The 13,387-nt window shown below is 66.8% G+C and carries 7 protein-coding genes and 1 pseudogene; 1 reads left to right on the top strand and 7 read right to left on the bottom strand.

The window, feature by feature from the left end; translation table 11 throughout:
* Window positions 1-27: 27 nt before the first annotated feature.
* The 7 genes and pseudogenes from BMZ97_RS00355 to BMZ97_RS00385 form a co-directional block, all read right to left on the bottom strand.
* Window positions 28-1,524: a carboxypeptidase M32 gene (locus BMZ97_RS00355; protein WP_092164303.1), complete on the bottom strand. Its 1,497-nt coding sequence runs from the start codon at window positions 1,522-1,524 to the stop codon at window positions 28-30.
* 203 nt (window positions 1,525-1,727) lie between these two features.
* A complete protein-coding gene (locus BMZ97_RS00360) occupies window positions 1,728-2,819 on the bottom strand; it encodes an NADH:flavin oxidoreductase/NADH oxidase (protein ID WP_092164304.1) in 1,092 nt (363 codons plus the stop codon).
* Window positions 2,820-3,002: 183 nt separating this feature from the next.
* Window positions 3,003-6,275, bottom strand: coding sequence for a hybrid sensor histidine kinase/response regulator (locus tag BMZ97_RS00365; RefSeq protein WP_092164305.1), 3,273 nt, complete (start codon window positions 6,273-6,275; stop codon window positions 3,003-3,005).
* A 247-nt stretch (window positions 6,276-6,522) separates the two neighbouring features.
* On the bottom strand, window positions 6,523-7,791 hold the full coding sequence (locus BMZ97_RS00370; protein ID WP_092164306.1) for a beta-propeller fold lactonase family protein: 1,269 nt from the start codon (window positions 7,789-7,791) through the stop codon (window positions 6,523-6,525).
* Between the two features lie 107 nt (window positions 7,792-7,898).
* Window positions 7,899-10,835: an FAD-binding and (Fe-S)-binding domain-containing protein gene (locus BMZ97_RS00375; RefSeq protein ID WP_092164307.1), complete on the bottom strand. Its 2,937-nt coding sequence runs from the start codon at window positions 10,833-10,835 to the stop codon at window positions 7,899-7,901.
* Window positions 10,836-10,842: 7 nt separating this feature from the next.
* A pseudogene (locus BMZ97_RS00380) lies at window positions 10,843-11,055 on the bottom strand (tripartite tricarboxylate transporter permease); the annotation flags it as partial.
* A gap of 202 nt (window positions 11,056-11,257) precedes the next feature.
* On the bottom strand, window positions 11,258-11,971 hold the full coding sequence (locus BMZ97_RS00385) for a GntR family transcriptional regulator (RefSeq protein WP_244546176.1): 714 nt from the start codon (window positions 11,969-11,971) through the stop codon (window positions 11,258-11,260).
* A gap of 191 nt (window positions 11,972-12,162) precedes the next feature.
* Between BMZ97_RS00385 and BMZ97_RS00390 the strand changes: the two genes are divergently transcribed.
* Entirely contained in the window at window positions 12,163-13,365 is a 1,203-nt protein-coding gene (locus tag BMZ97_RS00390; protein ID WP_092164308.1) for a pyridoxal-phosphate-dependent aminotransferase family protein, read from the top strand.
* The last annotated feature ends 22 nt before the right edge of the window (window positions 13,366-13,387 follow it).

Genomic DNA, 13,387 nt, shown 5'->3' on the forward strand with positions numbered 1-13,387 from the left:
GATGACGGGGCGTTGCTTGAGCGCGAGCTACGCAGCCGCCGTGCCATAGCGCCGGCGCAGATGCGCCTTGAACACGCCGGCGTCGAGCGGGCGGCCGGTGGCGCGCGTCAGCAGTTCGTCGGTCTCGTAGAGGCTGCCCTGGCTATGGATATGGCTGCGCAGCCAGCCGACCAGAGGCGAGAAGTCGCCGCGCCCGATCGAAGGCAGGATCTCGGGCTCGGCCTTGCAGGCGGCCTCGAAAATCTGCGCCGCCGTCATCGCGCCCAGCGTATAGGTCGGGAAATAGCCCCAGCCGCCGCTCGGCCAATGCACGTCCTGCAGGCAGCCACGGCGGTCGTCGGGCGGGGTTACGCCAAGCAGCGCCTTCATGCCGGCGTTCCAGGCGAAGGGCAGTTCCGAGAGCGGCATCTCGTCGGCGATCAGCGCCTTCTCCAGCCGGTAGCGCAGGATGACATGGGCCGGATAGGTCACCTCGTCGGCGTCGACGCGGATGAAGCCGGCCTCGACCTTGGTGTAGCGCGCCAGCAGGGCCTCCTGCTCCCAGGCCGGGCCCGAGCCGCCAAAAGCCTCGCGCATCAAGGGCGCGGCGAAGCGGATGAACGGGGCGGAGCGGCAGGCCTGCATCTCGACCAGGAGTGACTGGCTTTCATGCAGGCTCATGCCGCGCGCCTGACCGACAGGCTGGCTCATATAGGCTTGCGGCCGGCCCTGCTCGTAAAGCGCATGGCCGGTCTCGTGCAGCACGCCCATCAAGGCCTTGGCGAAATCGCTCTCGTCATAGCGCGTGGTGATGCGGACATCATTGTCGGCCCCGCCGCAGAACGGGTGCGTCGACACGTCAAGCCGGCCGCGCTCGAAATCATAGCCCAGCGCCGCCATCATCTTGAGGCCGAGCGCCCGCTGCTTCTCGATCGCGAACGGGCCCTGCGGCTCCGGCGTTTTGGGCCGGCGTGCCTGGAGCGCCAGGACCTCCTGCGTGAAGCCAGGCAGGAAGCTGGCGAGATCGTCGAACAAGGCGTCGATCTTCTCCGAGCGCCCGCCGGGCTCGTAGTCGTTCAAGAGCGCGTCATAGGGGGAAAGGCCGAGCTTTTCGCCCTTCGCCTGGCCGATCTGGCGCTGCAGGTTCAAGACCTCGCTCAGGAACGGCAGGAGCCCGGCGAAATCAGAGTCCGTGCGTGCCTGCCGCCAGCGCATCTCGCAGACCGAGATCGCCTTGCTCGACGCCTCCACCAGATCGGCCGGCAGCGCAGTCTGAACCGTCCAGAGCCGCCTGATCTCGCGCAGATTGGCGCGCTCCCAGGGACCGAGCCCGTCATCGGCCTCGGCCGCGCCCAGCCAGTCGCCGATGCGCGGCTCGACCACCATGCCATGGCGCAGCACGTCGAGCAGGGCCATGCTCTCGGCCCGCGTAGCGGCGGCGCCGGTCGGCATCATCGCGGCATTGTCCCAGCTCAGGATGCCGATGGCGTTGGACAGCGCGGCGATGCGGCCGAAATGATTGGCAAGCTCGGAATAGGCGGTCATGTGTGTCCGTTGTCTTTGAGCTGGGAGCGATCGGATGCTCTTGGGAACTGAATAACGATACGCCGTCATCCCGGACAAGCCGCGTAAGCGGCGCAGATCCGGGATCCATTCCTGAGCCTTCTTTGAGTAGGTTCAGGAATGGATCCCGGGTCTCCCTGCGGTCGCCCGGGATGACGGCGTGTTTGGTTTCAGGTCGTCGTGACTTACCCGAACAGGCTTTTGTATTGGCGCGGCTGGGAGCGCAGATATTGCGAGGGCGGCTTCACGGTTGCGCCGAGCTGGGCGGCGGCGTGCCAGGGCCAGCGTGGGTCATAGAGCATGCCACGCGCCAGCGCGACGAAGTCGGCGTCGCCCGTGCCGATGATCGCCTCGGCCTGGTCGGCTTCCGTGATCAGCCCGACCGCGATGGTCGGCAGGCCTGTCGCCTGCTTCACGGCACGCGCCAACGGAACCTGGTAGCTCGGGCCGAGCGGGATTTTCTGCGCGGCTGAAAGGCCGCCGCCCGAGACGTCGATGAAGCTGCAGCCGCGCGCCTGCAAGGCGGTGGCGAAGGTGATCGTCTGCTCGATATTCCAGCCGCCCTCGACCCAATCCGTGCCGGAGACGCGGATGCCGACGGGAAGGGAAGACGGCACCGCCGCCTTGACCGCCTCGAACACCGCGAGCGGGAAGCGCATGCGGTTCTCCAGCGAGCCGCCATAGGCGTCCTCGCGCCGGTTGGAGAGCGGCGAGAGGAACTGGTGCAGCAGATAGCCATGGGCCCCGTGGAGCTCGATCGCATCGAGGCCGAGCCTGACCGAGCGCTTGGCGGCAAGCGCGAAGCTCTCGACGAGCCGGGCGATCTCATCGGCCGTCAGGGCGTGGGGAGCCCGGGCGTGGCCTTCGAAGGCGACAGTCGACGGGGCGACCGTCTGCCAGCCGCCCTGGTCGAGGCCGAGTTGGCCGCCGCCCGCCCAGGGCTGTGCCACCGAGGCCTTGCGGCCGGCATGGCCGAGCTGGATGCCGATCGGCATCTGCGAATGCGCACGCACGGCGGCGAGCACCTTGGCCAGCGCGGCTTCGGTCTCATCCGACCAGAGGCCGAGATCGAACGGGCTGATCCGGCCTTCCGGCTCGACTGCCGTCGCTTCCAGAAAGAGCAGCCCGGCTCCCGACAAGGCGAGATGACCGAGATGGATGATGTGCCAGTCGGTCGCGCGGCCGTCCTCGGCCGAATACTGGCACATCGGGGCAATGACGATGCGATTGGCGAGGGTGAGTTCGCCGAGCGTGTAGGGGCTGAAGAGCTGGCTCATCGTGGTCGGTTCGCCTTGAATGGGCAGGGTTTGGAATGGGCAGGGTTTGGAATGGGCAAGTTCGTCTGTGTCTCCGCCAAGTCTAGCCGCAGCGCAGCATGCCTGGCCATGCGCAAGCCTGCACGCGGCGGGCGCTGCAAACGCAAGTGACAGCCCGGTCCGGAAGGCGGCGGGAGGCGCTTCTCAATCCAGGATCGAGCCGAGGATCTTCTCCAGCGCGTGCAGCCGATAGGGCTTTCTCAGCAGCGCGGTGCGGGCCGCGCCTTCGAAACCCTCGACCTGGTCGCGGCCCGTGGCGAAGATGATGGCGAGCTCGGGCTTCAATGCGCGTAAGCGGTGCGCCAGTTCGCTGCCCGAAATATCGGGCAGGCCGATATCCGTCAGCAGGATGTCGACATTGCGACCCGTCGCGATCTCGAGCGCTTTCAGCCCGTTCTCCGCCTCGAGGGCGACATGGCCGAGATCCTGGACCATGTCGGCGGTGTCCATGCGGATGATGGCGTCGTCCTCGCAGACGAGCACGGTCAGGTTGCTCCGGCGCGCCGGCTCCGGCACCGGGGCGGCCGCAGCCTGCAACGCCGCCTTCTGCGCTGCGCTTTTCGGCTGGGGCCGGACGGTCTCATAGGACGGCGTCTTGCCGTCCTGCACCAGAACCTGGCGGATCTTCCGCGCCAACGCCTCGCGCCCATAGGGCTTCGAGAGCAGGTTGACGCCCTCGTCGAGTCGCCCGCCATGGACGATCGAGTTCTCGGTATAGCCGGAGGTGAACAGCACGCTGAGCTGGGGCAGCCGCTCCTTGGCCTTGCGCGCCAGATCCGGGCTCTTCAGCGGGCCCGGCATGACGACATCGGTGAAGAGCAGGTCGATCGCGACCCCGCTCTCGACGACCGCGAGCGCGCTCTGGGCGTCGGGCGCCTTCAGCACGCGATAGCCGAGCTCGCCCAATAGCGCGATCACGGTCTCGCGCACCGCCTCGTCATCCTCGACGACGAGGATGGTCTCGCTGCCGCCGGTGACCGGGCCTGCGTCCTTCTCGACCAGCATGTCCTCAGTCTGGAGCGAGCGCGGCAGATAGAGCTTGATCGTCGTGCCCCGCCCGGGCTCGCTATAGACCTTCACATGGCCGCCGGACTGCTTGACGAAGCCATAGACCATGGACAAGCCGAGACCGGTGCCCTTGCCCTGCGGCTTGGTCGAGAAGAACGGCTCGAAGATCTGGTCCATCACCTCGCGGCTCATGCCCGAGCCGGTGTCGGTGACCGAGATCTGGACATATTGCCCCGCAGCGACGTCGCGATGGGCGCCGCTATAGGCGTCGTCGAGGAAGGCGTTGCCGGCCTCGATCGTCAATCGGCCCTGGCCATCCATGGCGTCGCGCGAGTTGATCGCGAGGTTGAGGATGGCATTCTCGACATTGGCCGGGTCGACCAGCGTGTGCCACAGCCCGCCGACGATGATGCTCTCGATCTCGATCGCGTCGCCCAAAGTGCGCCGCAGCAGGTCGTCCATATCGCGGATCAGGCGGCCGACATTGACGACCTTGGGCTCCAGCGGCTGGCGGCGGCCGAAGGCGAGCAGTTGGGCTGCGAGCTTGGAGCCGCGCGCGACGCCCGCCATGGCGTTGTCGACGCGCTTTTCGGCTTTCTCGTCGCCAGCGATTTCCCGCGACAGCAATTGCAGGTTGCCGCTGATCACCTGCAGCAGATTGTTGAAGTCATGGGCGATGCCGCCGGTCAGATTGCCGATGGCTTCCATCTTCTGGCTGTGGCGCAGCGCCTCCTCGGCCTTGGCGAGTTCGGCGGTGCGGGCGGCGACGCGCTCCTCCAGCGTATCGGCGAGGTCCGCGAGCGCGGCTTCCGCCGTCTTCTGCGCGTCGATGTCGGTGTTGGTGCCGACCCAGCGCGTGATCGCGCCGCGCTCGTCATGGGCGGGCACCGCACGGGCGATGTGCCAGCGAAACGTGCCGTCCTGGCGGCGAAGCCTGAATTCGGTCTCGTAGGGTATCCCGTCGCGCCGGGCATTCTCCCAGGAGGCGGCAGCGCTCGCCACATCCTCGGGATGGACCATCGCCATCCAGGCCTCGCCGTCGAGCGTGCCAGGGGCTGCTCCGGTGAAGGCGTAGATGCGCTCGTTGAACCAGTCGAGCTGGCCGTCGGGCCTGGCGGTCCAGACATGGTTCGGCATGGATTGCGAAAGCGTGCGGAAGCGCGCCTCGCTTTCCCTGAGCGCGGCTTCCGCCCGCTTGCGGCCGGTGATGTCGAGGAACAGCACCGAGAAGCGGTCCGGCCCGATGCGCCTTGCCCGCGCCTCGAACCAGCGATGCTTCATCGATGGGACATTGATCTCGTAGCGCGCCGGCTTGCCGGTCTCGAGCACGATGGCATAGGTCGTGATCAGCTCCGGCGGCAGGTTCGGGATGATCTCACTGACATTGCGGCCGATCGCATCGGCCATCCTGACATCGGTGCGCGCCTCAAAGGCGGGGTTCATCTCGACGAAGCGGAAATCGACCATCGTCCCGGCGGCGTCGCGCACCGCCTCGGCGATGAAGAACCCCTCCTGCATCTGCTCGAACAGATTGCGCCAGCGCGCCTCGCTGGCGCGCAGCGCGTCCTCGGCCGCCTTGCGCGGCGTGATGTCGAAGCAGACGCCGACGAAACGGCGCTGCCCGCTCTCGGGCGTCGAGACCGCCTCGCCCTGTCGCGCGATCCAGCGGATCTCTCCAGTGGCGGGGTCGAAGCGGCGATATTCCACATAGGCGAGGGGATTGGCCCCGGTCAGGCGCGGCGACCCCGAGAGGGCGCGGTCATCGGGATGCAGCAGGCTGACGAGCAGATCATCGGTGACCTGCACGTCCGGCGGCATGCCCCAAATGCGACGATATTCGTCGGAGACGTCGAGCAGGCCGCTTTCGGGATACCATTCGAAGACGCCGACGCCGCTGGCCTCCTGCGCGATCTTGAGCCGCTGTTCGGTGCGGACACGCTCGGTGGTCTCGATGACCAGGGCGAAGACGCCGGCCGGGCGACCGTCCTCGCCGAGGATCGGCATATAGTCGAGGTCGAGCCAGCAATCCTCCGGCACGCCGCGGCGGTTCAAAGCGAGGCGCTGTTCGCGCAGCGAGAGCGTGTTGCCGGCGAGCACGGTGTCGAGGACCCGGGCGTTGAGTTCGGCCGCTTCCGGCCAGCCCTCCAGCACCTTGGCGCCGAGCAGGGCAGGGTGGCGCTTGCCGGCAAAGGCGGCATAGCCGTCATTGTAGATCAGCGTGCCGTCGCGCCCCCACAGCAGCATCACCGGCAGCGGCGAGCTGAGCGCCAGCGCCGTCGTGGTGCGCAGGCTCTGCGGCCAGGTTTCGATCGGCCCCAATGGCGTCCGCGACCAGTCGAATTGCGCGATGAGCGCGCCGATTTCGCCGCCATTCTCCAGGAAACCATATGGGTCGTGCGGGGCCAGCATGAGGCGCTCTGGTGGAATTCTAGAGCCGGATGATTACAGCTGGGATCACAGAGTGATCCAGCTGTAATCTGAATCCGTCTCTCATCAAAAAGTGAGAGCAGGATGCGAAAAACCGGTTTCCACTTTTTCGCATCCTGCTCTTGGAAGCCTCTGACATGTGGCCGGGATCGCAGAATACGGCAAGCGCAAAGGCGCGATCGGCCGTGCGCCGCCTGTCCGGACGTCGAAAAGGACTACGGAGCCAGGATTACGGCGCCTGGAACGCGCCGATCATGTAGCTTTCATTGCCGATTTCGGTGACACGGCCCTTCACCTCATAGCTGGCGAGATCGACGATCCAGACGATGCTGGAGTTCGGCTTGCCCTTGGGTGCGCCGGTGATGGCGGCGTATTTGCCGTCGGGCGTGATCGCGATGCCGCGCGGGCGCGAGGGCTCGCCGCCCGGCGTCTTCAATTCGACCCGCCGGATCGTCGCGGGCCCACCCGCGATCGCCTTGGCGACATCGATGATGTCGATGTTGTTGGCGCGGAAATGCGTGGACAGGATGCGCTTGCAGTCCGGCAGGAAGGCGGCCACGAAAGGCCGGGTCGGCGTGGCCTTGTCGTCGGTGCCGACCAGGACGCGCGCGACCTCGGCCTTGGCGGGATCGGCCAAGGCCTTCTCGACATCGATGATCGAGACCGTGTTGCCGGGGATGTCGGTCTGTGCGCTTTCGCGGGAGGCATGCGCCACCAGCTTGCCGTCGGGGCTCACCGAGATGCCGAAGCCGCCGGCTTGCACCGGGATGCGCGCGAGCTCCGCGCCGGCCTCGCCGGCGATCGCCTTCTGCAGGCTCATCACCGTGATGTCGTCGGTGCCGCCATTGGCCCCGAAGATCGTGCCGCCGCCGAGCGGGCTGATCGTCACGCCATTGGTGTCGGGGAAGCAGCCGAATTTCGGGTCCGGCGCGCGATGCGGCACCGGATCGGGCGGGCAGGGGAAGCCCGGCTTGCCATAGGCCAGTTCGACCCTACGGATCACTCTGTTGGTGGCGAGATCGACGATGCTGAGATGCCGGCCGCCATCCTCGTCGCCTTCGCGCTCGGCATGGGCGAGCACCGCATGCTTGCCGTCCGCCGCTATGGCAAAGCCGGTCGGCCCAAAGCCTTCCGTCTCGATATAGCCCGCGACGGCGGCGAGCGTGTCGTTGCTTGCGGGATCGAGCGCCTTCACCAGGTCGATGACCGTGACGGTGCCGGCGTGGCCGTGCTGGAAGGCGGCCGCCAGCTCCGGCTTCGTCCGGCCGGAATGGTTGACGACATAGGCGCGCTTGTTGTCGGGAGCGATCGCGATACTGATCGGCTGACCGCTCGAAATTACCGTCTTGCCGTCGACCACGATATCGGGCGTGACGCGCAGGCGGTTCACCACCGCCTTCGGCGTGCCGTCATTGGCAGGGTCGAGCGCAGTGTCGAGATCGATCACCAGCACGACATTGTCCCAGCGGCCGCTCGCTAAAAAATAATCCTTCGCCATGCCCCTATCCGCATTTGCCGTGAAACCGCGCGCCATCGCGCTGCCCAGAAATATCGTCCCAGCATGGTCGTTCCTCCCGTTGGATCGCCCGTTTGCCGGGTCGTTGATCAGCCGGTCTTGTCGGCTTTGTCCTCCAGCGCCTCGGCCAGCACGCGCACGACATGCATCGCTTCGCGGCGCGCGCCATCATGAATCTGGTGGCGGCAGCTCGTGCCGTCGGCGACGATGAGATCGCCCGCGCCGGCCTTGCGCACGGCCGGCAGCAAGGCGAGCTCGCCCATGGCGAAGGAGACGTCGATCGTCGCCGCGCCATAGCCGAAGGCGCCCGACATGCCGCAGCAGCTCGATTCGATCGGGCGGACATCGAGGCCGGGAATGGCGCGCAAGGTCGCCTCGACCGCACCCATTGCCGCGAAAGCCTTCTGATGGCAGTGGCCGTGCAGATGCGCGATGCGGCCGGCCTGGTCCTTGAGGGGCAGGGTGGTTGTCCCCGCCTTGAGGTCGGCGGCGAGCAGCTCTTCGAGCAGGAAGGCGGCGCTCGCCACCGGCTCGACTTCGGCCCTGGGCAGAATTGCGCCGAATTCGTCGCGGAAAGTCAGCAGGCAGGAGGGTTCAAGCCCGACGATGCGCGCGCCCTTGGCGACGAAAGGCGCGAGCGCTTCGAGGGTGCGTTTCGCCTCGATGCGCGCCTCGTCGACGAGCCCGGCCGATAGGAAAGTGCGCCCGCAGCAGAGCGGCCTGCCGCCATCCCTGGGCTCGACCTTGTGCAGGCGATAGCCGCCGGCCGCCAGCACGCGCTCGGCGGCTTCGAGATTCTCGCGCTCGAAATAGCGGTTGAAGCTGTCGCCGAAGAGCACGATGTCGCGGCCGTCGCCTTTCACGTCGCCCGGCGTCGCAATTCGGCCGGTTTGCGCCCAGGGCCTGCGCCAGACCGGCAGCGAGCGCCGCGCGCTGAAGCCGAGCCAGCGCTCGCTCAGCCGCGCCAGCAGCGGAATGCGGTCGCGCAGGTTCATCAGCGGGGCGAGCTTTGCCGCATAGGGCGCATAGCGCGGCAGAAAGGCGATCAGGCGCTCCTTCAGCGGCAGGCCATGGTGCTGGTGATAATGGTGCAGGAACTCGATCTTCATCCGCGCCATGTCGACGCCTGTCGGGCAGTCGCGCTTGCAGCCCTTGCAGGAGACGCAGAGATCGAGCGTCTCCTTCATCTCCGGCGAGGTGAAGGCGTCCGGCCCGAGCTGGCCGGAGATGGCGAGCCTTAAGCTGTTCGCCCGCCCGCGCGTCAGATGCGTCTCGTCCTGCGTGGCGCGCCAGGAGGGGCACATCGTGCCACCCGTCATCTTCCGGCAGGTGCCGTTATTGTTGCACATCTCGACGGCGCCGCCGAGCCCGCCCCAGTCGGACCAGTCGAGCGCTGTCTCGGCCGGAATCGGCGTGGCGTAGCCGGGCGCGAAGCGCATCAGGCTGCGGTTGTCCATCCTGAGCGGGCGTACGATCTTGCCGGGGTTCAAGCGGTTATCGGGATCGAAGCCGTCCTTGACCTGCTCGAAGGCGCGGGTGAGGGGGCCGCCGAACATCGGCTCGACGAATTCCGAGCGCGAGATGCCGTCGCCATGTTCGCCGGAATAGGAGCCCTTGAACCGGCGCACCAATTCGCAGGCCTCCTCGGCGATGCCGCGCATCGCCTTGACCCCGGCCTCGTCCTTCATGTTCAGGATCGGGCGGACATGCAGGCAGCCGACCGAGGCATGGGCATACCAGGTGCCGCGCGTGCCGTGGCGCTCGAACAGCGCGGTGATGGCGTCGGTATAATCGGCGAGATGTTCGAGCGGGACGGCGCAATCCTCGATGAAGGAGACCGGCTTTCCGTCGCCCTTCATCGACATCATGATGTTGAGGCAGGCCTCGCGCACCTCCCAGACCGGCTTCTGTCTGGCGGGCTCGACCACCTCCACCACCGCATCGGGGAAGCCGAAATCGGCCATGCACTGGTCGAGCCGCTTCAGGTCGTGCTTTAGCGCGGCGAGATCGTCGCCGGCGAATTCGACCAGCAGCAGGCAGTTGGGCTGGCCCCTGGTGATGTCGGCGAGCGTGCGCACGAAAAGCGGAATGTCGGCGCCCAGCACGAGCACATTATTGTCGACGAGCTCGACCGCGACCGGGCCGAGCGCCACGATATGGCGCGTCGTCTCCATCGCCGAGCGGAAGCTCGGGAAATGGCAGACGCCCATGACGCGATGGGCTGGCAGCGGAGAGAGCTTCAGCGTCGCCTCGGTGGTGATGGCGAGCGTGCCCTCCGAGCCGACCAGCAGATGCGAGAGGTTCGGCCGGGCAGGCAGAAGCTCGTCGAGATTATAGCCACCGACCCGGCGCTGCACCTTGGGGAAGATCGCCTCGATCTCAGCCCGGTGCCCGTCGGCCAGCGCCAGCATCCGCGTCATCAGATCGCGCGCCCTGATCGACTGGTTGTCTCCGGCAAAACCGTCGCCCAGTGCGAAGGGTTCCCCGTCATGGAACAGCGCCTTCATGGCGATGACATTGTCGACCGTCTTGCCATAGCGCAGCGAGCGCGCACCCGAGGAGTTGTTGCCGGTCATCCCGCCGATGGTGCAGCGGCTGGCGGTCGAGGGCTCCACGGGGAAGAACAGCCCGTCCTTCCTGACATGCGCGTTGAGCGCCTCCAGCACGAGGCCGGGCGCGACCGAGATCGTGCGGGCGGCCGGATCATAATCGCGGATGGCGTTGAAATGCCGGCTCATGTCGAGGATCAGCGCATCGCCGATCGGCTGGCCGTTCTGCGAGGTGCCGCCACCACGCGCGATCACCGGCACGCCGTGCTCGGCGGCGATCGTCAGCGCTGCCGCGATATCGGCTTCCGATTTCGGGAAGACCACGCCCTGCGGAATGATCTGGTAGATCGAGGCGTCGGTGGCATAGCGGCCGCGCGTGAAGGCGTCGAAGCGCACCTCGCCTTCCAGCGTCTGCGTGAGACGGCGCTCGAGGCCGAGATTGCGGGAATGGGCTGCGGTCGTGGCGGTCTGGTTCATGGTCGCGTCATTCCGCCGCCTCGGCGGGTTTGGCTGGCTGGCCGCGTCGCCGCAGGGCGCCGATCCCGTCCATGACCGGCCCCCAGAGCAGCAGGAGCAGCGCCAGCCCGACCAGCGTCGTCACGAGCCCGTTGGCGGCGAAGACCTTGAGGCTGCCGCCCGAGCCGAGCAGCGCCTGGCGAAACGAGTCCTCGGCCCTGTCGCCGAGCACCAGCGCCAGCTGCTTCATGATCCTCAACCTCCCTTAGTCGCGCTCTGACGGCGTCGTAAGGGGAGCCTAGAACCAAAAAAATCTGCATTCAATATTAAATCGATATTGGAAGGTATGCGCGCGATACTGGGCGCCGTGGCCTTCGTTGTCATCCCGGACAAGCTGCAGGGCGGCGCCGCTTTGCGGTGTCCAGAACGCCGATGCGGTTGGCTCAGGCGTCCGCCGGATCGGGGGCGGTTTGCGATTGCGCCGCCTTGCGCTTGTTGCGCAGGTGCTGGAACAGGATGTCGCTGAGTTCGCCGCCGGCGCGCCGGCGCAGTGCGTCCAGAATCGCTTCATGCTCCCGCATCGCCTCGCCCCAGCGATCGCGCTCCTTGGCGAGATTGGCTGAATAGCGCACGCGGCGGATGCGTCCGGCGAAGCTGGCATAGGTCGCGCTCAGCGTCGCATTGCCGGCCGCCTCGACGATCATGCGATGGATCGCCTGGTTGCACTGGAAGTAGCCATGCATCTCGCGGCGCAGGTAGAAACGGTACATTTCATGGTGTGTTTGCTCGATTTCAGCCACGTCCGCATCCGAAATCCGCTCGCAGGCCAGGCGTCCGGCCAGTGCCTCCAGCCCGCCCATCACGTCGAAGAGCTCGCGCAGATCCTCAGCACTCAACGCGCGCACGCGCGCGCCACGGTTCGGCAGCAGGTCGATCAGCCCTTCGGCGGCGAGCACTTTCAGCGCCTCGCGCAAGGGCGTGCGCGAGATGCCGAAACGGTCGCAGAGCAGGCGCTCGGGAATGCGCGCGCCATCGGCGAGATTGCCCTCGACGATGTAGTCGCGCAGCGCCGCCACCAGCCCGTCATGCAGCGAGACCGCCGCCCGGGGTGCCTCGATGGCGGGCGTGTCGCGCAGCTTGGTTGCCGGAATCTCCATGATTTTCAGGTCCGGAATTGTACTCGCCATGGCCATTGGGTACGCCAAGCGTGGCTGGCTGTCGAGGTGATGAGCGTCTAGTTTGAGTTCCGATTGACGATTGCATTCTCAAAAAATGAATGCAAAAAATCGGCTACGGAGAACGCGCAGTCGAAATGCGCACCAAGAACACGCGCTAAGGAGGACACGCCATGGCAACGCAGCAGGGTCGACATTTCCTGCATATTCCGGGGCCGAGCCCGATCCCCGATCGCGTCTTGCGCGCCATGGACATGCCGATCATCGACCATCGCAGCGCCGAATTCGCCAGGCTCGGCAAGACGGTGCTGGAGGGCTGCAAGGCCGTCTTCAAGACTGGGCAGCCGGTGGTGATCTATCCATCCTCGGGCACCGGCGCCTGGGAGGCGGCGATCGTCAACACGCTTTCATCAGGCGATACGGTGCTGATGGCGGAGACCGGCCATTTCGCCACGCTTTGGCGCCAGATCGCGGCGCGCTTCGGCGTCAATGTCGATTTCATCCCGGGCGATTGGCGGCGCGGGGCCGATCCGGCGGCGATCGAGGCCAGGCTCGTCGCGGACAAGGCGCACACCATCAAGGCCGTGATGGTGGTCCATAACGAGACTTCGACCGGCTCGACGAGCCGCATTGCCGAGATACGCAAGGCGATCGACACTGCCGGCCATCCGGCCCTGTTCATGGTCGACACCATCTCCTCGCTCGCCTCGGTCGATTACCGCCATGACGAATGGCAGGTCGACGTCACCGTCTCCGGCTCGCAGAAGGGGCTGATGCTGCCGCCGGGCTTGAGCTTCAACGCGGTCTCCGAGAAGGCGATGGCGGCCTCGAAAACCAACACGCTGCCGCGCTCCTATTGGGACTGGCAGGAGATGGTGAAGATCAACGCCAACGGCTTCTTCCCCTACACCCCGGCGACGAACCTGCTCTATGGCCTGCGCGAGGCGCTCGCGATGCTGCAGGAGGAGGGGCTGGACACTGTCTTCGCCCGGCATCAGCGCCTCGCCGCCGCGACGCGCGCCGCCGTCAAGGCCTGGGGGCTGGAGGTGCTCTGCGAAAACCCGGCCGAGCAGTCGCCGGTGCTGACCGCCGTGATGATGCCGCCGAGCCACAGCGCCGACCGCTACCGCAAGATCACGCTGGAGAAATACAACATCTCGCTCGGCTCCGGGCTCGGCAAGGTCGCGGACAAGGTCTTCCGCATCGGCCATCTCGGCGAATGCAACGAGCTCATGCTGCTGGGCGCGCTGTCGGGCGTCGAGATGGGGTTGGCGGCGGCCGGCGTGCCGCATCGCAGCGGCGGCGTCATGGCGGCGATGGCCGCGCTCGAGGCGCGCGACGACGGCAATCAAGCGCCGGCCGCGGCGGTGGCCTGAAGGCTGTGTAGAGGTTCGCACC

This window comes from Allobosea sp. OK403, assembly GCF_900113835.1.
Taxonomy (GTDB): Bacteria; Pseudomonadota; Alphaproteobacteria; order Rhizobiales; family Beijerinckiaceae; genus Allobosea.